The sequence below is a fragment of the Saccharopolyspora gregorii genome (genome assembly GCF_024734405.1).
GTDB classification, from domain to species: Bacteria; Actinomycetota; Actinomycetes; order Mycobacteriales; family Pseudonocardiaceae; genus Saccharopolyspora_C; species Saccharopolyspora_C gregorii.
Genome location: NZ_CP059556.1, coordinates 1,966,159 through 1,990,576, shown reverse-complemented (window position 1 = coordinate 1,990,576; position 24,418 = coordinate 1,966,159). Strand labels below are relative to the sequence as shown.

The window sequence follows — 24,418 nt, the reverse complement described above, 5'->3', positions numbered from 1 at the left end:
CCGCCCGGTTCCCTCCCGTACCAGCGGGAGGGAACCTGCGCGTCGGGGTCCGGAGGCAGGTGAACAGCGCCCAGCCGGCGTGCGCTCCGCAGTCCACACAGGACTGATTTCGCCGGCGCTTAACGGATGCCCCTGAGCGACCCGAAACCGTTGTCCCGGTGCACCTCCGCTGACACACTCGCCGCACAGCGCAGCACGCTCACCCGCGCCTTTCCGGGGAATCCGCGCGACGACGCTTCGCTGCCGATGCGGGAAGGACCTCACGCGCATGGCTCCCTCGAGCAAGCTCAGCCTGCTCAGCCTCTACCAGCCGGACTGGGCAGCTGATCCCTACGCGCTGTACCACGCGATGCGCGAGGACGGCCCGGTCCAGTGGGACGACTGGATGCGGAGCTGGATCGTCCTCGGTCACGCCGAGATCGCGCAGCTTTCCAAGGACGACCGGCTCTCCGGTGCGCGCATCGAAGACTTCCACGCCCAGCTCCCGGCATCGGTCCGCTCCGATGTGGAGCCGCTCGCCGGCGCGCTGTCGGACATGATGCTGTTCAACGAGCCGCCGGAGCACACCCGCCTGCGCCGCATCATCAAACCGGGTCTGACCCCGAGGTTCATCCGGGAGATGCGCCCGCTGATCACCGAGCGCGCGGCGGAACTCGTGGACGCGGTGCTCGACCAGGGGCACATGGACGTCATCGGCGACTTCTCCGAGCCGCTGTCCCGGAACGTGATCGCACACCTGGCCGGAGTGCCCGGCCACGCCACCCCGCTGCTGGAGAACTGGCAAGGTCTGCTGCACGAGTTCTTCACCCAGTCCTGCGCGGAAGTCCCCCGGGTGAACTCCCTGCGGGCCGCCTTCGACGAGCAGGCCGCGAAGCGACGTGCGGGTACCGCCGACGACCTCTTCAGCCAGGTGATCGCCGGACAGCTCGAACGCGAGACCTACACCGACGACGAGGTCTTCGCCAACTTCCTGCTGCTCATCGACGCCGGACAGGCCACCACGACCCACCTCATCGGCAACGCGGTCCTGGCGCTGCTGCGCCACCCCGATCAGCTCGCCCGGCTCCGGGCCGATCCCGACCTCTGCCAGGTCGCGGTCCACGAGTTGATGCGGTACGACAGCTCGGTGCAGTTCACCACCCGTGTCGCGCTGGAAGGCATGGAGGTCGGCGACCAGCACGTCGAGCAGGGCCAGTCCGTCACCCTGGTCCTCGGGGCGGGCAACCGCGACCCACGCCGCTACGACGACCCGGATCGTCTCGACATCACCCGCAAAGCGACCGACCACCTGTCGTTCGGACACGGCATCCACTACTGCCTCGGGGCCTCGCTCGCGCTCGCCGAAATCGAGATCGCGCTGCGCGTCCTGCTGGAGCGGACGACCGAACTCAGGCTGCGGACCGACGACCTGGACTGGCTCGACAGCATCAACTTCCGGTTCGCCAAGGAACTGCCGGTCGAGTTCGGCACATGACGCCCACGCTTCGACGCATCGTCCACGATGGACGGTTAAGTCCAGGGTGAAAGCGCCGTCTCGGGACGGATTCCTGGCTTCAGGGCCTTGCACCGGTGCCGGAAGGTCCCGATCGTGTCGTTGGCAGGGACATCTCGACGTCCCTCGCGGCCCAGAGCGCATCCGGCCGGGCCGCTGCACGACGAAAGCCAGACGCTCGACCGGACAGTGGGAGGATCACCGTGACCTACCTCGGACACCCGCGGCTGAACTTCGCGGGTACGTTCCAGTCCGACGCCGCCACGGTGAACAACGCCCAGCCGTACTTCGACAACGACCTGTTCGAACCGCGCTTCCACTGGCGGATGAAGCTCCCGGACGTCAACGGGTTGTGGAACCCTGGCGGATCCAACGCGCTGCGGTTGCACGACCTGCGCATCACCAGCGCCTGCTACGCCGACGGCCGCACCCTGACGTCGAAGGCCGACGACCCCGCTCTCGAAGGAACGGTGCGGGACGACGACCTCCGCGCCAACGGGAAGTTCGTCGATCTCGACCCGGAGAACCAGCTGGTCTCCGAGATCTACGGATTGCGGATGCGACTCCTGGACGCGGCGGGCGGCCAACTCCTGAAAGCCGACTACGCCGTAGCGGCTATGGACGAGATGTGGATGCGGGCGACGCTGCCGTCCGGCCGCGGCGACCCGGCGGCGGTGTACCACTCGGTGCTGACCAACCTGGAGTGGGCGGACCCGCTCGAATCGGCCATCCTGCGCGAGATCCGGGACACCACCGACGACGGAACGCTCTCGATCAAGTTCAACATGGACGGTGTCGAGGACGGGATCGAGGAGTGGAGCGACGACCTCACCTACGGCCGCATGGTGGGATCGATCGGGCCCTATCGGAGCGGGCAGCCGAAGCACTGGGCAGGCGCCCGTGTCCTGAGTCCCGTCGAAGGCGCGCCGTTCCACCATGCGCCGTGCAGAGTGGACGGTTCGGGAATCGTTTTCGTGGACCTGGGCAACAGCATCAGGGCGTCGACACGCGGTGGGCCTCTCGTCGAGCTCCCGGCGCTGAGCCTCGCCGCGCTCGACGAGAACGGCACGCCGGAGGTGCTCGCTCCGCTCGACGGCATCGACCAGGGCTTCTACGAACGCACTGCCGCCATCGTCACCGCTCGGCCCGCCGCCGGTCAGCACGAGGCGGTGGCCGGTCGACGGCTGGCAGTGGTGGACGACGCACGACCGCCGAAGGTGCTGCTCGCCGAGCCCCACGACGGCGGGACGCTCCACGCCGACAAGTACGTCTTCCGGCTCCACCCCGAGGAGGGGCACGACACCGCGACCGTCGACTTCCGCGCGTTTCGCTTCGGGCAACCTGCCGCCCACACCGACATCGCGCTCGGTACCGGCGAAGAGTCCGACGTCGTGGAGTTTCCGCGCAGCGTGACGACCGACGAGCAGGGGCGTGCGCGCATCACCCTCACCGGCCGGGACCCCGGCCATCCCCGCCCGATGCTCGACGGGCTCACCGTGCGCATCCCCTACCGGTTCGCCGCACGACCGGACGCGCCGTCGGGCCATCTCAGCGTGCGGGTGTTCGACCGCTACACCGGCCCGGAGCGCCCCACCTGGAACCGCGACGTGCGGCCGATCTTCCAGCGGTACGCCAACCTCTACCCGGTCATGCACGACCTCTTCGACCTGGGCAACTACCACCACGTCACGCGGCACGGGACCTACATCCGCCGCACGATGCTGGCCCCGCTGGAATCGCCGAACCACATGCCCGTCACCCGAGACCTCTCACCAGGAAAGCGAGACATGATCGTGAAGTGGCTGCGGACCGAGCCCGCTCCCCCGGTGATGGAGATCGGCAGTCCCGAAGAACTGCGTGCCGTGCTACAGCAGGCCGTCTTGGTCGAGCAGGCCACGGTGCCGCCGTACCTCGCGGCGCTGCTCTCGATCAAGGCAGGCCACAACGTGCGGATCGCCGAGACGATCCGTGGGGTGGTCATCGAGGAGATGCAGCACATGGCCCAGGTCTGCAACCTGCTCAACGCCGTGGGCGGGGCACCGCAGATCGGCAGGCCCGGCTTGGTCCCGACCTATCCTGGCAAGCTTCCCGGTCCGGTGCTGCCCGATCTGACCGTACGGCTGCGCAAGCTGTCCCGCGAGCACGTCAAGGACGTGTTCATGGCGATCGAGCAGCCGGATCACCCCACTGTGGACGGTGCACTGTTCCGCGGTTCCGTCATCGCACCGGACAGCGTGCGGCTGGACCGTTCCGGCTCCGTGCTGGAGGCCGACGACGGCGCCATGCGGGCTCTGGAGGACTGGTTCAACCGAGCCGAGTACACACCGCAGACGATCGGTTGGTTCTACAACCAGATCGCGCGGGCGATCTGCGAACTCGACGACGGCGGGTCGCTGTTCACCGGTGATCCCGCCCGCCAGGTGAGTTGGCCGGACGCGCCGGGCACGCTCTACAAGGTCACCGACAAGCGCTCCGCGCTGCTGGCCATCTACCAGATCATCGAGGAGGGCGAGGGGAGCCCGCACGACCTCGACGGTGACGGCGTCCTCGACCCCGACGAGTTCGGCCACTACTACCGCTTCCAGGAGATCGTGGAGGGACGCCGACTCATCCGGAACGAGCGCGGTGCGTGGGTGTTCGAGGGAGCCGAGGTGCCCTTCGACCCGGCCGGGGTCCATCCGGTCGTGGACGACGCGGACACCTACCGCCTCCCGGCCGACTCCCCCGGCAGGCGCGAATCGGTGGCCTGCGACGAGTCCTACACGAACATGCTCACCGCGTTGCACCGCGTGTTCAACGGCCATCCCGACGAACTCGACGACTCCGTCGGGCTGATGTACCAGCTCCAGGTGCAGGCCAAGAAGCTCCACGACATGCCGTCCGGGGACGGCGACACCGTGCTCGGACCCGCGTTCCAGTCCCCCGGTGTCGAGTTCTGACACCGGCCGCCGTCGACTCCGCCCTCGCGACTGTCCAGTGAGGACGAAATCACCGGAACTACTCATCCGCACGTGAAGGGGTACACATGGGCCGGATGCCGACCGAGACCGGGTCCTCACGAGTGGCACGACAGGACGGAGTTCTCAGGCTGCACTGCAACGAGAGCGCCTATCCGCCACCACCCGCCGCGCTCGGCGCGGCGACCGAGGAACTCGACAACGCCTGCACGTCCTATCCGGACAGCGACTGCGCGGAACTGCGCGAACGGGTCGCCGAGTACCACGGCCTGAAGTCCGACATGGTGGTCGTGGGCAACGGAGCCGACGAACTCGTGCTGCTGACCTCGATGACCTTCCTCGGCTCCGACGACGCGGTTCTGGTCACCGATTCGACGTTCCCCGGATACGTCTCCTCCGCGCGCGTGGTCGGCGCCCGCGTCCACAGCCTGCCGTTGGACGACTACCGGGTGCCGGTCGACGCCGTGGTGCAGGCGATGGCCGCGCCGGAGGCAGGAGCGCCCACGCTGGTGTTCGTCTGCAACCCGCACAACCCGGCGGGAACGGTGCTCGAACCCTCCGACGTCGAGCGGATCCTCACGGCCGCCGAGGCCGCCGGCGTGATCCCGGTGTTCGACGAGGCGTACATGGAGTTCGCGGGGCCGGACCACGAATACGCGATCAGCGCGGTCCGCGCCGGTCGTCGTCTGCTGGTGCTCCGCACGTTCTCCAAGGCGTGGGGGCTGGCATCCCTGCGACTCGGGTGTGCGCTCGGTCCGGCGGACCTGGTCGAGCGCATCCGCCGGACCCGGGAGCCGCTGCCGTTCAGCGTCAATCGAATCGTCCAGCAGGCCGGGGCCGCGGCGCTGGAGTCCCGCGACTACGTCGACGAGGTACGGCGGAAGACGGTCGCGGCGCGGGAGCACTTCTGCGCGCGCCTGACCGAGATGGGCGTGGCGTTCCAGCCTTCTGCCACGAACTTCGTGCTCGTCAAGCCGTCCGGCAACAGCGCTGAGATCGCCGCGCGGCTGAAGCAGGACCACGACATCCTGGTCCGGGACCTGAGCATGTTCGGTCTGCCCGCCCACCTGCGGGTCACCGTCGGTACGACGGAGCAGATGGACCGGTTCTGCGCTGCGCTGGCCACCATCCTCGAAGACTCCGAAGTGCACGACGAGTTGAACACCGGACTCGGCGCTCCGAAGGGCCGCATCCAGGTGGCCACCGGACCCGTGATCGAACCGGCGGCGCTGTTCAACGGCTACGTGGGCGCCAACGTGGTCTTCGCCCTGACCGAGCTGAACGTCTGGCAGCACCTCCAGGACGGTGCGCGACCGTTCGACGCTCTCCCCCCGCTGACCGGAGCGGAGCCGTCGAAGCTGCTCGCGCTCCTGCGCGCCGCCGCGCTGCTCGGCTACGTCGAGGTGAGTTCCGCTGTCACTCCGTCGGATCCGGGGACCGCGAGCACGGTCGCGCTGACCGACGCCGGACGGGTGCTGGCGCGTCACCGGGGTTTCTTCACCTGGGGAATCGGCGGGTACAGCGACGTGCTGCTCCACCTCTCCGACCTGGCCACGGGCCGGGCCACCTTCGGCACGGACGTCGACCGCGATGGCGGGAAGGTCGCCGTCGGCTCCGGTCTGGTCGGCGAAGAACTCATGCTGCGCACCGAGCACGAGGTCGTCGCGGACGTCGATTTCGGCACCGTCGCGGACCTCGGGTGCGGTGATGCCTCCCGGTTGATCCGGCTGTGCGGATCGAACGAGGCCCGCACCGGGCTCGGAATCGACACCAGCCGGGGAGCCTGCGAAAAGGCGGTCAAACGCGTCGCCGACGCGGGACTGGGACACCGCGTGGAAGTCGTGTGCGCCGACGTCCTCGACGTCCTCGACGAGCGGACGTTCCCCGGCGTCGAGCTGGTCACGAGCTTCCTCATGATGCACGACCTGTTCGAGAGCAGCGGTGACCCGGCAGGAACGATGCGGATGCTGCGCAAGGTGTTCCCCGACGCCAAGTGGTTCCTGGTCGGCGACACCGTCAGCCAGGACTGGGGTACCTCGCCCAGCACGCTGCCGATCTTCTCCGTCGAGTTCGAGCTGGTGCACGCCTTCATGGACACACCGATCGCGAGCCGCCGCGCCTACGAAGACGCCTTCGCGGCGGCGGGACTGCGGGTTCAGCGCCGCGAGCCGTTCGGCGCACCGTCGACCTGGCTGTGGCTGCTCGCCGCGGAATAGCGTCCGCCGTGATCGCGTCGTTCCGCACGGGCGGTCACCCGCAGCTCGGCGCTCCGGCGGCCGGCCGTGCACTCGGTCGTGCCCGCGTGTTCTCCACCCGCGGACAAGTGAGCCGCCCAGAATCGGCGGGCCGCGGCGAGGTCCGGCGGCGCCGCGCCGACCGGCGCGGGATCACCGGCTCGGCCCGACTGTTCCGCTCCTGGCCCGTGGCCGCCGGACCGCGGGGTCAGGCGGGGGCCGGGTTTCGGAGGTGGTCGAGGACGCTTTGGGCGAACTCGCACGCGAACTGGTGGCGGAGGCCGTAGAGGTCCCAGTTCCGGTCGATGGCGGCCGGGTCGAGCACCCTCGCCTCCTCCTGGTGCAGGGCGAGGTCGCCTGCGCTCCGGGCGGACAGCAGCGCGAGGTGGGCGGCCCGGACCTCCTCCGACCGCTCGACGTCCGCCAGCGCCAGCAGCTCTTCCAGTTCCCCGGCCTCCAGCAACCGGGGCAGCGAGTTCCGGGACCAGTCGGCGCCCCAGTACCGCAGCCGGAGCTCCGGGGCGCGCGCGCCGGCACCGAGTCCGCCCAGGTAGGCCGGTGGCGGTCGTAGTGCGACCACCCGCTCGGGTAACACGTGTCGGCGACCGGCCGCGGACTGCAGGGCGAGTTGGGCGGTGTCCACCCACCAGCTCACCCACTGCGCGTACTGGGTGAACCAGGTCTCGCGGACGGTTTCGGCGCGGAACCACAGGTCGCGCCGGACGAGGTCCAGCGACGCCGTCCGCGCCTCGGCGGCGAGCGGGCCGAGGTCCGGCGGGGGTGGAACGGCGCGCACCGCCTCCACCCACTTCGCCTGGACCAGTGCGACCGCGGTCGCCTGGTCGGCCAGCAGCTCCAGGAATTCCGCTGCACCCAGTTCCGCCGCCCCGCCCCCGGGACCGCCGGTGCGCACCTCATCGCTCACGGTCTTCAACGCGCCCCCTCTCCGGCTCGCGCGGTCTGTTGCGGGTCACGCGGCTCCGGTGCTGCGCGGCCACGGCGCGCCGGACCGCTGCCACCACCGGCAACCGCTCGCGCCGGCGCACGGCGCGACCGGCCCGTCCGACTCGACCCGGACGGTTCGGTGCTACACCTCGCCCGGAGCGGGCACCTCCTCCCGCGGCCAGTACTCCTTGCCGAGGGCGGGGACCTTGCCGCCTTCCGCCGCGGTGTCGTCGAGATGTGTCCAGCGCTGGCGCAACGCCCCTCCTCGTCAGCCTGCGTTCCCCCGGTCGACCGCCGGACGTCGCCGTCCGTTCGGTCTGGTGTCGCCAGTCAAGCAGCGCGCTCCCGCGCGGGATCGCGAAAACGCGCGACGGAGGACGCCGAGGCAGCAGGTCTGCCCGGAAACCCGGCGCGCGCCGCGGGCGCCCGGAAGCCCCGGCTCGCGGCGGGAATGCGCCGGAGGCGTTCCCCCGCGGCGCACCGGTGCGTACGTTGATGTTCCTGCATACGTAGTCAAGGAAAGGGGCGTGCCTGATGAGGTTCAGCAGGCGATCGTTCGTGCTCGGAGCCGGGGCCGTGGTGACCGGAGCGGCGTTCGCGCCCGCCGCGGCGCGGGCGGCGGGTGGGACCACCGGGACTCCGCCGTGGCTGGCGGAGTCCGTGCTGTACCAGCTGTACCCGCAGAGCTTCGCGGACGGCGACGGATCGGGCGTCGGCGACCTCCGCGGGATCGTGGCGCACCTCGACCACCTGGAATGGCTCGGCGTCGACGCGATCTGGGTGAACCCGGTGTTCCCGTCACCGCTCACCGACGCCGGGTACGACATCGCCGACTACACCGGCGTGCACCCGCGCTACGGCGACGAGCAAGACGTGGTGCTGTTAGTGGAGGAGGCGCGGCGGCGCGGCATGCGGGTGCTGTTCGACCTCGTCGCGGGGCACACCTCGGACCAGCACCCCTGGTTCCTCGGCTCGCTGCGCGACGACACCGACCACCGCTACATCTGGGCGTCGCCGGAACAGCTGCCGGAGGACGGCTCGCTGCCGGAGGACTTCGTGGCCTCCCCCGGCCCGCGGGCGGGCGCGTTCCGCAAGAACTACTACGACACGCAGCCCGCGATCAACTACGGCTACGCGCGGATGGACCCGGCCGAGCCGTGGCGCCAGGCGGTGGACGCCGACGGGCCGCGGCGCAACCGCGATGAGATCTTCCAGGTGATGGATCACTGGCTTCGGCTGGGCATCGCCGGGTTCCGCTGCGACCTCGCGGCCACGCTGGTCAAGGACGACCCGGGGTGGGTCGAGACCGGCCGGCTGTGGGGCGACCTGCGGGCGCGGGTGGCGCGGCGGCACCCGGACGCGGTGCTCATCTCCGAGTGGGGCGATCCGGAGACCTCGGTGCCCGCCGGGTTCGACGCCGACTTCTACCTGCCGGTCAACGGCCCCGGCGACGGCGCGCCGTGGAAGTCGCTGTGGCACGAGAACCCGTACTTCGGCGCGGCGGGAACGGGCAGCCCGAAGGTGTTCATCGACGCGTGGACCGAAGCGACCGAGCGGATCGGGCGCGGGCGGATCATGCTGCCGACGGCCAACCACGACAGCGCGAACCGGCTCAACGACGGCGTGCGGACCCCGCAGGAGCTGCCCGCCGCGTTCGCGTTCCTGCTGACCTGGCCGATCGTCCCCGCGCTGTACTACGGGGAGGAGATCGGCATGCGGATGGTCGACGGCCTCCCCGAGGTCGAGGGCAGCGCCGGACGGCAGCGCAACCGGACGCCGATGCAGTGGGACGGCGGCCCGAACGCCGGGTTCTCCACCGCCCCCGCCGAGCAGCTGTACCTCCCGATCGACCCGGATCCGCAGCGGCCGACGGTCGCGGGGCAGCGCGACGATCCCGGTTCGCTGCTGAACCTGGTGCGGCGGCTGCTGGCGCTGCGCAAGCGGTACCCGGAGCTGGGGACGCGGGCGGACGTGCGGGTGCTCGCGGACGGCTATCCGCTGACCTACCTGCGCGGCGACCGGTTCCTGGTCACCACGAACCCGCGGCGGGAGCCCGCGGCGGCGGCCGTGCCGGACGCTCGGCTCGCCGGGGCGCGGATCGTCGAGGACGGCGGAGCCCGGGTGGACGGTGACGAGGTCGTGGTGCCCGGGTTCGGCTACGGCGTGTTCGACCTGGCGGGCTGACCCGCGGGTGGGCGGCCCGCGCGACCGGGTCGCCCACCGGGCCGCCGGTGCGGCGAACCACCCCGCGCCGGGGTCGGCCGAGGTCTTGCGGCCGGGCGGTGGGCCGGTTCAGGCTGCTCTCCGCCGCGGTGCACCGGCCGCGCGGAACCTCCTGCCGCACCGCGCGATTCTTGACGCCCCGTGGGGCGAGAGCTAGCCTCCGACAACCTTCATACGTATGCATGACCGCGCAACGGGGCGCGAACCACTGGGAGATGCCGATGTCCATCGGAACGCCGGGAGCACCCGCTCCCACCGCCGCGAAACCGGAGCGGGCGACGAAGCAGCAGATCCGCCGCGCGGTGTACGCCGGCGGAGTCGGGAACTTCGTCGAGCAGTTCGACTACGGGCTCTACGGCTACATGGCCCCGATGCTGGCCTCGTCGTTCTTCCCCGGTGGCGGCGGCGCGGGCGCGGTGCTGAGCACCTACGCGGTGCTCGCCGTGGCCTGCGTGTTCCGCCCGCTCGGCGGCACGCTCGTCGGCCGCTGGGGCGACCGGGTCGGGCGCAAGAAGGCGCTGCTGTGGACGATCATCATGATGGGCGTGTCCACCGCGCTGATCGGCGCGCTGCCGACCTACCAGCAGGTGGGCTTCCTGGCCCCGCTGCTGCTCGTGGTGATCCGGACCTTCCAGGGCATGATCTCCGGCGGCGAGTACGTGGGCGCCGTCGCGTTCATCGTGGAGTGGGCGAAGCCGAACCAGCGGGCCTACTACACCTCCTACGCCTCGAACAGCTGCTTCCTCGGCATCCTCTGCGGCGCCGGCGTCGCCGCGCTGGTCAGCACCCTGTTCGAGCAGCCGCAGCTGGAGTCGTGGGGCTGGCGGCTCCCGTTCCTCGCGGTGCTGCCGCTGTCGCTGGTCGGCCTGTGGCTGCGCAGCCGCATCGAGGAGACCCCGGAGTTCCTGCGCGAGACCAACGGCGGCACCGACATCGTGCGGTCCCCGGTCCGCGAGGCGCTCCGCGAGCAGTGGCAGGCGATCCTGGTGTTCTGCGGCGCCTCGATCATGCTGGCGATCCTGTCCTACACCTGGGTGACCTACTACCCGGAGTACCTGGTCAGCGAGCTCGGGCTGAGCCGTTCACAGGCGCTGCTGTCGAACCTGATCTCGGTGGCGGTGCTGATGCCGCTGCTGCCGCTGGCCGGGAAGCTGTCCGACCGGATCGGCCGCAAGCCCATGCTGATCAGCGGCGCGATCTGCTGCATCGCGCTGGTGCCGCTGGCCTTCGCGATCGGCGAGCTGGGCGGTTTCGGCGCGGCGGTCGGCAGCCAGCTCGTCTACATCATCCCGGAGTTCTTCCTGACCGGGATCGTGACGACCTGTTCGGCGGAGCTGTTCGCCACCCGCACCCGGTTCAGCGCGAGCGCCATCGCCTACAACAGCTCGTTCTCGGTGTTCATGGGCGTGACGCCGTTCGTCGCGGCGCTGCTGGTGAACCGGTTCGGCACGATCTACGCGGTCTGGGCGTACTTGGCGGTGGCCGCCGTGCTGGCGCTGGTCGTGATCACGGTGTTCATGAAGGAGACCTACCGCTCGGAGCTCAGCGCGAACAAGTTCGCCTGACCGGAACCCGATGGTGCGCGGCCCGCCGGCGACGTCCGGCGGGCCGTTCGGTCACCGGGGCGGGGCGTGAGTGCCCCGGCGCACCAGTTCCGGCTGGAAGGCGACCTGGCGGGCGGTTTCGCGCACGTCCCCGGCGAGGCGTTCGACGAGCAGGCGGGCCGCGGCGCGCGCCATCTTCGGCAGGTCGTAGCGGACGGTGGTGAGCGTGAACGCCTCCCAGGACGCCATCGGCAGGTCGTCGAAGCCGATCAGCGTGAGGTCCTCGGGGATGCGCAGGCCCGCGCGCAGCGCCGCGTTGTACGCACCGATCGCCACCACGTCGTTGCCGCAGAACACGGCGGTGAGATCCGGGTCGGCGGCCAGCAGTTCGGGGAGCCCGTGATAGCCGGTGTCGAAGTCGTAGGGACCGCGCCGGATCCTGCTCGCGGGCAGCGCGATGCCCGCGTCGGCGAGCCCGGCGACGAAGCCCTGCTCGCGCTCGCGTCCGGTGCTGGTCGCGGTGACGCCGCCGAGCAGGGCGACGCGGGTGTGCCCGAGCGCGGCCAGTTCGTCGGCGACGAGCCTGCCGCCGAGCTCGTTGTCGACGACCGCCGAGTCGCCGTCGCGCCCGTCCACCCGGTTGAGGAACACGAACGGGACCTGCTTGCGCCGCAACGCGTCCGGCAGCCCGGAGCCGCTGGTGGCGGTGGTGAGCACAGCGCCGTCGATGGAGTGGTCGAGCAGCTGCTCGGCGGCGAGCGCTTCGTCGGAGCGCTCGGTCAGCAGCATCATCCGGTAGCCGCGCTGCTCCAGCTCGTCGTGCAGCGGGCCGACGAGGTACGGGTAGAACGGGTTGGCCAGGTCGCTGACCAGCACGCCGATCCGGCGGGTGGTGTGCGTGGAGAGGCTGCGTCCGGCCGCGCTCGGCACGTAGTTGAGCGCGTCCGCCGCGTGCCGGACGCGTTCCCGCGTCGCCGCCGACACCCGCGGGTCGCCGCGCAGCGCGCGCGAGACGGTCGCCTGGGACACCCCGGCGAACCTCGCGACGTCATGACTCGTGATCGACATTCGACCTCCCGGTATACGGATTCTAGCCGGGCCCTCCCCGCGAGATCCGGATGGATCCAGCACGCGGGACCGCACCGCGGACCATTGACCACCACGGGGCCCGGTGCTCTAATGCATACGTAGTCACAACCGCGGAGGTGCACGGATGCAGCAGGTACGGGTGAACGAAGCGGAGATCGCGCGCAGGACCATCCGGCGCACCGATTTCGTGTCGTGCGACCAGGCGTTCATCGACTGCCGCACGCCCGGATCGGAGCGCAAGGAGAACTACGCGATGATCGGGCCGGGGGTGTCGCAGAACTCCGAGCAGGTCATCAACCTCCGGGAACCGCACGGCTACAACATCGGCGCGGCCGCGATGCCGCACGACGTCACCAACAACCTGCACCTGCACTTCACCGCCGAGGTGTTCCTGTGCTTCCGCGGCGAGTTCCTGCTGCGCTGGGGCGCCGACGGGAACGAGGGCGAGCTGGTGCTGCGGGAGGGCGACATCGCCTCCATCCCCACCTGGATCTTCCGCGGCTTCACCAACATCGGCCCGGATGACGGCTGGCTGTTCACCTCGCTGGGCCACGACGACACCGGCGGCATCATCTGGGGCCCGACCGTGCTGCGGGACGCCGCCGGGTACGGCCTGCACCTCACCGAGGACGGCAGGCTCATCGACGCGGTCGCCGGGGACGAGCCGCCGGAGGACGTGGAGCTGGTGCGCCCGATGGCGGAGTCCGACATCGCGCGGCTGCGCTCCTTCTCCGTCGAGAAGATGCGGCGCCGCGTGGTGACGCAGGAGGACCTGGAGTGGTGTTCCACGCCGTTCCTCGGCTCGCACGTGACCGGTGGCGGCGCGGAACTGGCGCTGGTGGTCGGCTTCGGCATGACCGAGGACCTCGACCAGGAGCCGCGGATCCACAACCCGCACGGCCACAACATCGCGTGGCTGCGCGCGGAACCGGGCGCCGGCGTGCCCGGGCACCGCATCGAGGAGACGCAGGTGCTCCTGGTCAAGGAAGGCCGCTGGGAGGTCACCGTCAACGACCACGAGCCGGTCGTGGTGGAGCTCGGCGAGTGGGACATGCTGTCGGTCCCGCCGGGCGCGTGGCGCAGCATCCGCAACGTCGGCGAGGACACCGGCAAGCTCGTCGTGATCAATTCCGGGGACGGGCGGGTGCGCCTGGACTGGGACGAGGAGGTCGTCAAGGCCGCCGCGGACGCCGGGTACTCGATCGACCACAACGGTTACGTGGCCCCGTACGCGCTGGTGCCGCGGTCCCGTGGCTGAGCAGGTGGTGCTGCTGCCCGGCATGCTCTGCGACGCCGGGCTGTGGTCCGCGGTCGAGTCCGCGGTGGACTCGACGGTGCTGCACGCGCAACCGGATGCGCCGAGCATCACCGGCATGGCCGAGCAGGTGCTGTCCATTGTGGATGGCCCGTTCGTGCTGGCCGGCCTGAGCCTGGGCGCGATCATCGGGTTCGAGGTGGCGCGGCTGGCGCCGGAGCGGATCGCCGGGTTCGCCGCGCTGGCCACCAACGCGGCGGCCCCCCGGCCGGAGCAGCACCAGGCGTGGTGGCGGCAGGCGCAGCGCGCGCAGGCGGGCGGGTTCCCCGTGGTGGTCGACGAGATCCTGCCCGCGATGTTCGCGGAACCGCAGCCACCACCTGAGTTCGCCCGCGCGTTCCGCGAGATGGCCGCGCGGATCGGCCCGCGCCGGTTCCTCACCCAGCTCGCCGCGCAGGCCACCCGCACCGACGCGCACGAGGTGCTGTCCGCCATCACCGCTCCGGCACTGGTGGCGTGCGGGACGGCGGATGCGCTGTGCCCGCCGGAGTTCCACCGCGCGATCGCCGCGCGGCTGCCCGACGCCGAACTGCACGAGGTGCCCGGAGCCGGGCACCTGCTGCCGATCGAAGCCCCCGAGGTCACCGCCGAGCTGCTGAACCGGCTGCTGCGGCGGTGCCGAGCCATGAACGAGGAGAACGACGTTGCCCGAAGTGTTGAAGCAGCCGGCGCCGAAGCAGGCGGCCACCGACGACTCCGCCTTGCGGGAGCGGGTCCGCGCGATCATCGAGGACGTCCGCACCCGCGGTGACGCCGCGGTGCGCGAGTACTCGGAGCGCTTCGACGGCTGGAGCCCGGAGTCGTTCCGCCTCGCCCCCGAGGAGGTCGAGCGGATCGTCGCGTCCGTGCCGGCCCAGGTGCTCGACGACATCCGGTTCGTGCAGGAGCAGGTGCGCGGTTTCGCCCGGCACCAGCGGGAATCGCTGCACGACATCGAGGTGGAGACGCTGCCCGGCGTGCGGCTGGGCCACCGGCACGTGCCGATCGGCGCGGTCGGCGCGTACGTGCCCGGCGGGCGCTACCCGCTGACCGCCTCCGCGCACATGACGATCGTGACCGCGAAGGTGGCGGGCGTGCCGCGGGTCGTCGCCTGCACCCCGCCGATCCGCGGCGAGGTCCCGGCCGCGACGGTCGCCGCGATGCACCTGGCGGGTGCGGACGAGATCCACCTGCTCGGCGGGGTGCAGGCGGTGGCAGCGATGGCCACCGGCACCGCATCGGTGAGCTCGGTGGACCTGCTGGCCGGGCCGGGCAACGCGTACGTGGCGGAGGCGAAGCGGCAGCTGTTCGGCGAGGTTGGCATCGACCTGTTCGCCGGGCCGACGGAGATCCTGGTCATCGCCGACGAGCACGCCGATCCGTTCGTGGTGGCGGTGGACCTGCTCTCGCAGGCCGAACACGGGCCGGACTCCCCGGCGGTGCTGATCACCACCTCGCGGGAGCTGGCCGTCGAGGTGCTCGGGCACGTGGAGGCACTGCTGCCCGGGATGCCGACGGCGGACTTCGCCGGTCCCGCCTGGCGCGACCACGGCGAGGTCGTGGTGGTCGGCTCGATCGACGAGGCCTTCGCACTGGCCGACACCTACGCCGCCGAGCACGTCGAGGTGCTGACCGAGCGGCCGCGGCTGGCGCTGGAGCGGATGCGCGACTACGGCGCGCTGTTCCTCGGCGAGGGCACCTGCGTGTCCTACGGCGACAAGGTGATCGGCACCAACCACGTGCTGCCCACCAAGGGCGCCGCCCGCTACACCGGCGGTCTGTGGGTCGGGAAGTACCTGAAGACGGTGACCTACCAGGAGGTGACCGATCCGGCGTCGAGCGCGCGGCTCGGCGAGGTGTGCGGGCGCGCGGCTCGCGTCGAGCTGTTCGAGGGCCACGCCCGCTCCGGCGACGTGCGGGCCGCGAAGTTCGGCGACGCGACCCCGGAATGGGCCGACCGTGCCCGCGCCTGAGCTCGCGGGCCGCACCGCGCTGGTCACCGGCGGCGGCAACGGGCTGGGCCGGGCGATGTGCCGGGCGCTGTCCGCGGCGGGCGCCCGGGTGATCGCGGTCGGCCGCACCCGCGAGTCGCTGGCGGAGACGGTGGCCGGGCTGCCGGGCGCGGGCCGGGCGGAGACCTGCGACGTCGCCGACCCGGATTCGGTGGCGGCGCTGGCGGAACTGCTGGCCGACGAGCAGGTCTCGATCCTGGTGAACAACGCCGGGATCGCCGGCCCGGTCGCCCCGCTGACCGAGATCGAGCCACCCGAGTGGGACGAGGTGTTCGCCGCGAACGTGCGCGGCACGTACCTGGTGTGCCGCGCGTTCCTGCCCGCGATGACCGCGCGCGGGGCGGGCGACGTCGTCAACGTGGCCTCGGTGTCCGGGAAGCGGCCGCTGGCCCGCAGAACTCCGTACTGCGCCTCGAAGATGGCGGTGCTCGGGTTGACCACCACGCTCGCGGCCGAGGTCGGGCCGCTCGGGGTGGCGGTGAACTCGCTGTCGCCCGGCCCGGTGGACGGGCCGCGGATGGCGCGCAACTTCTGGCTGGAGGCCGAGCGGACCGGGACCACCGTCGAGCAGGCCGAGGCGGAGTTCGTCTCGCGCGCCGCGCTCGGCCGGATGGTCACCGAGGACGAGGTGGGCGCGGCGTTGGTGGCGATGCTGCGGATGCCGGGGCTGTGCGCCGCGGACGTGGACCTCTCGGCGGGGATGGTGGGCCGGTGAAGCTGAAGGCGAGGTTGCGCGCGGGCGAGCGCCTGCGCGGCGGAATCCTGCGGCTGCCCGCCGAGATGCTCGTGGAGCTGTCCGGGGTCGCCGAGCTGGACTACGTGCTCGTCGACTGCGAGCACGGGCCGGACGATCTGGTGGCGCTGCAGCAGCACCTCGCGCTCGCGCAGGCGCACGGCCTGCCGGTGCTGGTGCGGGTGGGGCGGGCCGATCCGAACCAGGTGCTGCGGATCCTCGACCTCGGTGCCGAGGGGATCGTGGTGCCGCACGTGGAATCCGCGCGGGAGGCGGAGGACGTGGTGCGCTCGGCGCACTACCCGCCGCGCGGGGACCGCGGGTTCGCGACCTACAGCCGGGCGGGCCGGTTCGGCGCCGTCTCGGCGGCGGAGCACCTGGCGGCCGCGCAGGACGTGCTGGTGATCGCGATGGTGGAGACCGGGCCGGGCGTCGAGCGCGCCGCGGAGATCGCGGCGGTGGACGGTGTCGACGCGGTGTGGGTCGGTCCGGCCGATCTGGCCGTGTCGCTCGGAGTTCCGCCCGGGGACGCCGCCGTGGGGCGGGCGAAGGCCGAGGTGCACCGGCAGGCGCGGGCGGCCGGTGCCGCGGTGATGAGCATCGTCTCCAGCGCGGGGGCCGGTGCCGTCGAGGACGCCGACTTCGTCGTCTACAACCTCGCGCACATCCTGCTGACCACCTTCCGCGAGCTGTGATCCGGCCGAACAGCCCGACTGGCCACATCGGACAGTCGGGCCGTTCGCCTGCGCGCAGCACGAGGTGAACGACTCGCCGGCACCAGGCGACCGGCTCGCTCGACCGGCTCGGATCCGCTCCCCCTGCGCGCGGCGCGCGCTGAACGGCCCACCCGGGCGGGCGGCTCGGGCGGACCGTTCGATGCGCGCTCAGTACAGCTCGGGTCTGCGGTCGGCGAACAGGTCGGCGTGGGCGGTGCGCCGCTTGGTGCGGGACGCCGCCAGGTCGAGGTCGGCTTCGGCGCAGCCGGACTCGTCCGCTTCGGCGCGCACCCAGCCCTCGTGGTCGATGACGGCGGAGCCCTCGGTCCAGCGGGTGCCGCGTTCGGTCCCGGCGCGGTCGCAGCAGGCGATGGCGACGCCGTTGACCCGCGCCGCCGCCATCGCGATGACGACCTCCGGAGGCCGCTCCCCCGCCGGGCGCGGGACCAGCGGCCAGTTCGTCGGCACCGCCAGCAGGTCCGCGCCCTCCAGCGCGAGTTTCCGCGTCAGCTCGGGGAATTCGAGGTCGTAGCAGATCAGCACGCCGATGCGGCCCCGGCTGGTGTCCAGCACCGGCGGTGCTGCCGAACCGGGGGTGAACAGCAGCTTCTCCTCGTCCCACAGGTGGGTCTTGCGGTACGCGGCGACGAGCTCCCCGCGGTCGAGCACCGCCGCGCTGTTGTGCAGCTCCCCGCCCGCGCCGCGTTCGCAGAACCCGCCCACCACCACCGAATCCGGGGCGGCGCGGCCCCATTCCGCGAACAGCGGGTCGTCGGGGGTGACCGCCACCGACGCCGCTTCGGCCACCGAGCTCAGCCGGTAGCCGGACGTCACCAGTTCCGGCAGCACGATCACGTCGGCGCCACGCGCGGCGGCCCCGCGCACGGCCGACGCCGACAACTCGCGGTTGTGCGGCAGGTCGGCCACGCGCGGGGCCAGCTGGGCGCAGTGCACCCGGGTCACGGGCGGCTCATCCGAGCTCGGCGGGCGGCACGTCCGCCAGCAGCTGCGCGAGCACGTCGAACTCGTTGAACAGCGACCACTCCTCCACGATGCGCCCGCCCGAGAAGTACAGCTGGGACATCCCCCACAACTGCGCCCGGCGACCGGTCGGGGCGCCGTAGAGGCCGTAGCCGCGGTGCGTGCCCACGCCCGACCAGCGGACGGAGACGCTGAAGCCGTCGGCCTCGTTGCCCATCCAGTACACCTCGTCCACCGCGACCCCGAGGTCCGGGAACGTGGCCAGCAGCGCCCGCGCCATGCCGCGCACGTCGGAGCGGTTGCTCCCGGTGCGGTTCGTGGTGCCGTGCCAGCGCACCGCGTCCGCGTACACCCGGTCGAACGTGCTCAGGTCGCGCCGGTTGTAGACGTTGTGGAACAGCGCCCGCACCGTCCGCTCCACGTCGAACCCGTCGGTGGGCAGCGGCAGCGCCTCCGGCTTGCGGCCGCCGACGAGCCGCTGCGGCTCGCTGAACTGGCGCGCGGTGAGCGGGGCGATGCCGCCCTCGTTGCCGTAGGTGCGGGCCGCTTCGACGACGTTCACGCCGAGCTGCTGCAGCTTGGCGGCCGTGTTGTAGAGGACCCACTCCTCGTAGATCTCGTTCTCCCGCACCACGCAGTTCGCCATCACCCACGTGTCGAGCTTGCGCCCGGTCGGCGGGCCCCAGCGCCACGGCCCGGTGTGGTGGCCGATGTTGATGGCGCGGTGCGAGGTGACGAAGCCCTGGTCCTCGTCGCCCGCCCAGATCACGTCGTCGGCGTAGTGCCTGCAGTCCGGGAACGCGTTGATCGACTGCATGGTGCCGTCGACGAGCTGTTCCACGCCGTAGGAGTAGCCGTTGTCGCCGTGCAGCCGGCAACCGGGGCTGTAGGTGTCGTAGATGTACCCGACGTCCTGGTCCTCCCAGATGCGGTGGGTGATCCGCACGATGTAGTCGACGATGTCGGTGTAGGTGTCCTCGAACCCGCGCATCGGCTGCCTGCGCTCCCCCGGCACGCGCAGCGGTTCGTCCGCGCCGTGCCCGGAGTCCACGCGGATGGCGTGGTCGGTCGGCATGGTCCGCGCGGGCGGGTGCATGGTGCCCTCGGGAGCTCCGCGCCGGTCCTCCCGCTGCGGGGCGGCCTTCGGGTTCTGCTCGTCGGACTTGCCGCTCATCTAGCGCTGTCCCTTCTCGTAGCGATCGGTGCGGATCGTGGCGGTGGCGCGGTGCGCGGCCATCCGCTCGTACTCGGAGATCACGTCCACGGCGTCGGCCAGCAGCGGGGTCGCCTCCTCGGCGACGCGCTGGTAGGTCAGCGGCTTCAGGAACCTCGACACCGAGAGTCCCGCGCTGTGCTTGGCCCCGCCCGCCGTGGGCAGCACGTGGTTGGTGCCTGCCATGCCCTTGTCCGAGTAGGCGACGGTGCTCCACGGCCCGAGGAAGATCGAACCGTAGTTGCGCAGTTCCCGGTGGTAGCGGTCGTCGTCGGCGGTGATCACTTCGAGGTGTTCGGGCGCGAGGTCGTCCATCAGCGCGATGGCGGTCTCGGCGTCCGCGGCCCAGGTCACCGAGCCGTGGTCGCGCCAGGCGGGCCCGGCGATCTCGGCGGTGGACAGGGTGGCGAGCTGCCGCTCCACCTCGGCGATGACCTCCCGGCCGAGCCGTTCGGAGGTGGTGATCAGGGCGGCGGGCGAGTTCACCCCGTGCTCGGCCTGGCCGAGCAGGTCCGCGGCGACCAGTTCCGGGTCGGCGGTGTCGTCGGCGAGCACCGCCACCTCGGAGGGCCCGGCGAGCAGGTCGATGCCGACGGTGCCGAACAGCTGCCGCTTCGCCTCGGCGACGAACGCGTTGCCCGCGCCGACCAGCACGTCCACCGGGCGTTCGCCGAGCAGCCCGAACGCCATCGCGGCCAGCGCCTGCACCCCGCCGAGCACGTACACGCGGTCGGCGCCCGCTAGGTGCGCGGAGTAGAGCACCGCCGGGTCCGAGGTGCCGTCGCGCCCGGGCGGCGTGCAGGCCAGCACGGTCTCGACACCGGCGACCTTGGGCACGCCGACGGTCATGAACGCGCCCGCCGTGAGCGGGAAGCGCCCCGCCGGCAGGTAGGCGCCGACCCGCTGCACCGGCACGTACCGGTGCCCGGTGATCAGGCCGGGGGCGAGTTCGGTCTCGAAGTCCCGCAGGTGGTCGCGCTGCGCGCGGGCGAACGCGGCGGTCCGCTCGGCGCCGAGCTCCAGCGCCTCCCGGTGGGCCGGGGTGAGCCGGTCCCCGCTGCTCGCGATGGCGGCGGCGTCGAGCTCCACGTCGGCGGCGGTCCAGCCGTCGAGTTCGCGGGCGTAGCGCAGCACGGCGTCCATCCCGTCGCGTTCGATCGCGGCGAGCATCTCGGAGACCCGCTGCACCACCGCCGGTTCGCGTTGGGCCGCGGGGCCGTCGTGCGCGGGGGTCTTGAGGCGGCGGCAGGAGCCGCCGAGCTCTGTGAGCAGGGAAGGTGCGAAGCGCATGGCGCGAACCCTACGAACGCGCGAAGCACAGGACAAGGTGAGAATTCCCTGCGCCTGGCATAGGGTTTCCCTGTGACGTTGAAGCAGTTGCGGGCGTTCCTGCTCGCCGCCCGGACCGGCTCGTTCACCACCGCCGCGGCCACCATGGGCATCGCGCAGGCCTCGGTGTCGGAGCTGATCCGCAAGCTGGAGGACGAGCACGCCACCCGGTTGTTCACCCGCGGCGCGCGCCGCCTGGTGCTCACCGCGGCGGGCGAGGCGCTGCTACCGCACGCGGAGCGGGCCGCGGTCGCCGCCGACGAGGGCGCGCAGGCGCTGCGCTCGGTGCGCTCGCTGCACGGCGGCGTCGCCACCTTCGGCCTGCTGCGCAACGCCGGCTACTACCTGCTGTCCGACCTGGCGCAGCGCTTCCACGACGACCACCCCGACGTGCGAATCCGGCTGATCGGCCTGAACTCGGTGGAGGTCGCCGCCGCCGTCGCCGCCGGAACGGTGGAGGCCGGGCTGGTGGTGCTGCCCATCGACGACGAGGGCCTGGAGGTGACGCCGCTGCTGCGCGACGAGGTCCGCTACGTCACCGCCGATCCGGCGCGCGCCGCGGAACCGGTGGGCATCGAGGACGTCGCGCGCGCCAGCCTGATCCTCTACGACGCGCACTACGGCTGGAGCGACCCGACCCGCCGCCAGCTCGCCGACCGCGCCCAGCTCGCCGGGGTGAAGCTGGAACCGCGGATCGAGGTCGAGCACGTCGAATCCGCGCTGGCGCTGGTCGAACGCGGCATAGGGGACACCATCGTCGCCGGCGCCGTCGCAGGCGGGGCCGGGTTCCCGCGCGCCCTGCACACCACCGGCTTCCGCGAACCGCTGCACGACACGGTGGCGCTGGTGCGCAGGCAGGACACCACCCTCTCCCCCGCCACCCGCGAACTCGCCCGCCTCGCCCAGCACATGCTCCTGCAACGCCGGAATCCGGACGGCTGACGACGATGCGCGCACCGATGATCTTCCTGGGTGATCTTGCGGGCGCGACGGGGTGAACCCCCAGCGTTCCGCTCCCCTCCCCAATGGGGCCCACGCCATGGTGCAAGCCGAGGCCGGCACGAGGCGAGGAGGAACCGGATGGGCGCGACGTTGCGGATCGAGTCGCTCGCGGTCGAGGACGGCCGGGGCTGGCAGGAACCCTACGACCTGTCGGGGCGGCTGGTCGCGATCGTCGGCCCGATCGACCGCGGGAAGACTTCTATGGTCGACTGCATCGACTACGTCTTCGGCCGGGAGGTGCAGTTCCGGGGCGCGGTTCACAAACGGCTGGTCTCGGTCCGGGCTCGGGTACGGATCGGGGACGAGGACGTCGTCCTCCACCGATCACGCCGCAAACCGAACGCTGTCGACGTGCTGACGCCGGCCGGTGGACGGATCGCGTCCCTGCCGGTCCGGCGGCAAGGCGACCAGCAGGAGTTGTCGGACTGGTTGCTCGCCCGGCTGGGGCTCGACGACGCCTTCGCGTCGGTGCGACTCGCCAGGGACAGGCGGCTCTCCTTCGCCCACGATCTGCTTCCGTACCTGCACATCCGGCAGGACGACAGCGAACGGTTCGTCATCCGTCCGCGGTCCGAGGACGCGGCTCGGCGCGTCGTGGCCGCACTGCTACTGGGCTTGACCAGTGAGAAGTCGGAACGGCTGCGCACTCGCACGAGCGAGCTGCGCAACCTGGTCGAGAGCCGTCGGCGGGACGTCGCGCGGATCCGGGCCTTCCTCGATGAGTCACCTGCGACCGAGTCCGTGGCACTCGACGCCGATCTGACCCGGCTCCGGGCGGGAGAAGCGCAGGCCGCACGGCGGCTCCACGAGCTGCGCAAGCAAGCCAAAGCAGCCACCCGGTTCGCCGACCACTTGCGGAACCGGCTGGAGCACGCGCGAAAGCGGCTGTCGTCCAGCGAGGACGACCTGGACCGCGCACTGCGGCAGCGCGATGCGACGCTTCGCGAACTCGCCCACCTGGACGCTTCCCTGGCAGAGCTGGCGAAGGACCCCACCGTCCCGGACGAGCGAGGCCGGGCGCTGCCACTGCTGCGCTACGACACGTGCACCGCCTGCGGCGGGGATCTCAGCTCACGCGTGGTTCCCCCGGGACGGTGCAGCCTGTGCACCGAACCGCTCCCGGATGCGGCGCGAGCAGCGGAAGCACAGCGGCTGCGGCAGCGGCGGCAGCGGGCCGCCGGACCGCTCGACGGGCATCAGAAGGAGTTGGACCGGGCTCGTGCTGCCGTCGACCACGCCCGGCAGCAGCACGCGGATGCCCGAACCGCGTTCGACGGGGACGTCTCCGACGCGATCGCCCCGCACGTCGACGCGATCGCTGCCGCCACCGCGGAACTGGAATCCCTGCGCGCGCGGATCACGGCGCTGGAACGGGTTCGGGAGCCGCACGAACGGCTCGTGCGACAGCAGCGCGAAATCGAGGAGCTCGAACACCAGCATGAGCTGACCTGCGGTGAACTCGACCGGGCCGAGGCGGAGCTGACCAAGCCGGAGGACGTCCTCCAGCACATCGACGACCTGTTCCGCCGCATCGTGGACTCGTTCGACCTGCCCTGGTCCACCGGACGCGCCCGGCTCCACCCGGAGACGCTGCTGCCGATGGTCGACGAGCAGGGTTTCGGCCAACGGGGCGGCGGCTCGCGCACCGCTGTGTCCGTCGCCTACAGCCTGGCGTTGCTGATGCACGCCCTGGAAGATCCGATGCGGTCCCAACTCCCCACTTTGCTGGTCCTGGACTCACCGCAGAAGAACATGGGGCCGAGCGACCCCGATCAGGACCTGGTCACGCGGATGTACACGAGGATCAGCGACTACTTCGAGGAACGCCGGAGGCATGCAGGTGGACGGTTCGAAAACGTGCAGCTCATCATCGTCGACAACGACATCCCCGCGAAGGTCCGCGACCACTTCCGGCCGCTGATCGAGTTCGAGGGGGACGAAGGGTTCATCCGCGATCTGGAGAATCCGCACGGCTTGCCGGACAACCCCGAGCAGCTGGCTCTCGACCTGGACGAGGGGTGAAACGCGCGGTTCCGAACCGATCGGGGCGGCAGCGACGCAGGACCGGCGCTCTGCTTCGCGGGCGATCCGCACCCGGGACCGGCCCCTCGATGCTGCGGTCCACGCGCGGATGACCATCGGTGCGGCCGCTCGCCCCCCGTCACCGAAGCCGAACACGACCCGGCCACGGCAGCACCGAGTCCACAGTGGACTAGCGGGCTCCGGTGACGGCTCGGGCTCGGGGGGCAGGGGTTCGCCTGGTGGGTTGGGGGCGGCGCTTCGGGGTGGTCTTCGCCTTCGCAGCGGTCTTGGTCTTCGCGGTGGTCCGGGTGCGGCGCTTGCGGGTGCGGGTCCGCTTCACCGGGACTCCGGCGTAGGTGACGCCGAGCAGCAGGGCCTGCAGCACGGCGGCGAGCAGCACACCACCCCACAGCGCCGGCCCGGACAGCTGCACGAACACCAGCGATGTCGGTGCGGTGACCAGGAATCCCCACATGCCGACGAGGCTGTTGTCGGTGTGGTCGAACAGCAGCACGTCCAGCGCGATCCACGCCCACACCACCGCGACCAGCGCCAAGTAGCCCAGCCCCGCCGGGTTGAACAGGTACCGGTGGAGGGCTGCGGTGGCCGGGGTGCGCCGTGGGCCGTGCATG

Annotated in this window: 18 protein-coding genes; 12 read left to right on the top strand and 6 right to left on the bottom strand. The window is 71.5% G+C overall.

The window, feature by feature from the left end; genetic code table 11:
• The first annotated feature begins 268 nt into the window (after positions 1 to 268).
• The 3 genes from H1226_RS08470 (at position 269) to H1226_RS08460 (ending at position 6,665) form a co-directional block, all read left to right on the top strand.
• Positions 269 to 1,474 carry a cytochrome P450 gene (locus H1226_RS08470; RefSeq protein ID WP_258348251.1) on the top strand — a complete coding sequence of 402 codons (1,206 nt, stop codon included), beginning with the start codon at positions 269 to 271 and terminating at the stop codon, positions 1,472 to 1,474.
• A gap of 221 nt (positions 1,475 to 1,695) precedes the next feature.
• Positions 1,696 to 4,431, top strand: a complete 2,736-nt coding sequence (locus H1226_RS08465) for a ferritin-like domain-containing protein (RefSeq protein ID WP_258348250.1) — start codon at positions 1,696 to 1,698, stop codon at positions 4,429 to 4,431.
• Positions 4,432 to 4,553: 122 nt separating this feature from the next.
• Positions 4,554 to 6,665, top strand: a complete 2,112-nt coding sequence (locus H1226_RS08460) for an aminotransferase class I/II-fold pyridoxal phosphate-dependent enzyme (protein ID WP_258348249.1) — start codon at positions 4,554 to 4,556, stop codon at positions 6,663 to 6,665.
• 226 nt (positions 6,666 to 6,891) lie between these two features.
• Here the strand turns inward: H1226_RS08460 and H1226_RS08455 are convergent, their stop codons facing one another.
• Positions 6,892 to 7,617, bottom strand: coding sequence for a hypothetical protein (locus H1226_RS08455; protein WP_258348248.1), 726 nt, complete (start codon positions 7,615 to 7,617; stop codon positions 6,892 to 6,894).
• 545 nt (positions 7,618 to 8,162) lie between these two features.
• Between H1226_RS08455 and H1226_RS08450 the strand changes: the two genes are divergently transcribed.
• Both H1226_RS08450 and H1226_RS08445 read left to right on the top strand, forming a co-directional pair.
• Positions 8,163 to 9,812: an alpha-amylase family glycosyl hydrolase gene (locus tag H1226_RS08450; protein ID WP_258348247.1), complete on the top strand. Its 1,650-nt coding sequence runs from the start codon at positions 8,163 to 8,165 to the stop codon at positions 9,810 to 9,812.
• Between the two features lie 260 nt (positions 9,813 to 10,072).
• The gene (locus H1226_RS08445; RefSeq protein WP_258348246.1) at positions 10,073 to 11,416 is read left to right on the top strand and encodes an MFS transporter; all 1,344 of its coding nucleotides are present in this window, start codon (positions 10,073 to 10,075) and stop codon (positions 11,414 to 11,416) included.
• 51 nt (positions 11,417 to 11,467) lie between these two features.
• On the opposite strand, the gene H1226_RS08440 is transcribed toward H1226_RS08445, so the two are convergent.
• The gene (locus tag H1226_RS08440) at positions 11,468 to 12,463 is read right to left on the bottom strand and encodes a LacI family DNA-binding transcriptional regulator (RefSeq protein ID WP_258348245.1); all 996 of its coding nucleotides are present in this window, start codon (positions 12,461 to 12,463) and stop codon (positions 11,468 to 11,470) included.
• A 145-nt stretch (positions 12,464 to 12,608) separates the two neighbouring features.
• Here H1226_RS08440 and H1226_RS08435 point away from each other — a divergent pair, with 145 nt between their 5' ends.
• Genes H1226_RS08435 through H1226_RS08415 form a run of 5 tightly spaced genes read left to right on the top strand, consistent with a single transcriptional unit; the run spans position 12,609 to position 17,218 of the window.
• Positions 12,609 to 13,742 carry a cupin domain-containing protein gene (locus H1226_RS08435; RefSeq protein ID WP_258348243.1) on the top strand — a complete coding sequence of 378 codons (1,134 nt, stop codon included), beginning with the start codon at positions 12,609 to 12,611 and terminating at the stop codon, positions 13,740 to 13,742.
• The gene (locus tag H1226_RS08430) at positions 13,735 to 14,550 is read left to right on the top strand and encodes an alpha/beta fold hydrolase (protein WP_258348241.1); all 816 of its coding nucleotides are present in this window, start codon (positions 13,735 to 13,737) and stop codon (positions 14,548 to 14,550) included. Before H1226_RS08435 ends, H1226_RS08430 begins: the two co-directional genes overlap by 8 nt.
• On the top strand, positions 14,453 to 15,751 hold the full coding sequence (gene hisD / locus H1226_RS08425; RefSeq protein WP_258349373.1) for a histidinol dehydrogenase: 1,299 nt from the start codon (positions 14,453 to 14,455) through the stop codon (positions 15,749 to 15,751). Before H1226_RS08430 ends, hisD (H1226_RS08425) begins: the two co-directional genes overlap by 98 nt.
• Positions 15,738 to 16,505 (top strand): SDR family NAD(P)-dependent oxidoreductase, encoded by a 768-nt coding sequence (locus H1226_RS08420; protein ID WP_258348240.1) that lies wholly within the window; start codon positions 15,738 to 15,740, stop codon positions 16,503 to 16,505. The genes hisD (H1226_RS08425) and H1226_RS08420 overlap by 14 nt, the downstream gene beginning before the upstream one ends.
• On the top strand, positions 16,502 to 17,218 hold the full coding sequence (locus H1226_RS08415; RefSeq protein ID WP_258348238.1) for an HpcH/HpaI aldolase family protein: 717 nt from the start codon (positions 16,502 to 16,504) through the stop codon (positions 17,216 to 17,218). The genes H1226_RS08420 and H1226_RS08415 overlap by 4 nt, the downstream gene beginning before the upstream one ends.
• 189 nt (positions 17,219 to 17,407) lie before the next feature.
• On the opposite strand, the gene H1226_RS08410 is transcribed toward H1226_RS08415, so the two are convergent.
• From H1226_RS08410 to hisD (H1226_RS08400), 3 genes are read right to left on the bottom strand one after another with little or no spacing between them, the layout of a single operon-like run.
• Positions 17,408 to 18,202: a nitrilase-related carbon-nitrogen hydrolase gene (locus H1226_RS08410; protein ID WP_258348237.1), complete on the bottom strand. Its 795-nt coding sequence runs from the start codon at positions 18,200 to 18,202 to the stop codon at positions 17,408 to 17,410.
• A 7-nt stretch (positions 18,203 to 18,209) separates the two neighbouring features.
• Positions 18,210 to 19,394 (bottom strand): ester cyclase, encoded by a 1,185-nt coding sequence (locus tag H1226_RS08405; RefSeq protein WP_258348236.1) that lies wholly within the window; start codon positions 19,392 to 19,394, stop codon positions 18,210 to 18,212.
• Entirely contained in the window at positions 19,395 to 20,723 is a 1,329-nt protein-coding gene (gene hisD, locus H1226_RS08400) for a histidinol dehydrogenase (RefSeq protein ID WP_258348234.1), read from the bottom strand.
• Positions 20,724 to 20,795: 72 nt separating this feature from the next.
• On the opposite strand from hisD (H1226_RS08400), the gene H1226_RS08395 reads away from it, so the two are divergent.
• Together H1226_RS08395 and H1226_RS08390 are read left to right on the top strand one after the other, a co-directional pair.
• Positions 20,796 to 21,704: a LysR family transcriptional regulator gene (locus tag H1226_RS08395; RefSeq protein WP_258348233.1), complete on the top strand. Its 909-nt coding sequence runs from the start codon at positions 20,796 to 20,798 to the stop codon at positions 21,702 to 21,704.
• A 30-nt stretch (positions 21,705 to 21,734) separates the two neighbouring features.
• A complete protein-coding gene (locus H1226_RS08390; RefSeq protein WP_258348232.1) occupies positions 21,735 to 23,786 on the top strand; it encodes a hypothetical protein in 2,052 nt (683 codons plus the stop codon).
• A 190-nt stretch (positions 23,787 to 23,976) separates the two neighbouring features.
• Here H1226_RS08390 and H1226_RS08385 read toward each other — a convergent pair whose 3' ends face one another.
• Positions 23,977 to 24,417, bottom strand: a complete 441-nt coding sequence (locus H1226_RS08385; protein WP_258348231.1) for an SCO4225 family membrane protein — start codon at positions 24,415 to 24,417, stop codon at positions 23,977 to 23,979.
• Position 24,418: the final 1 nt, after the last annotated feature.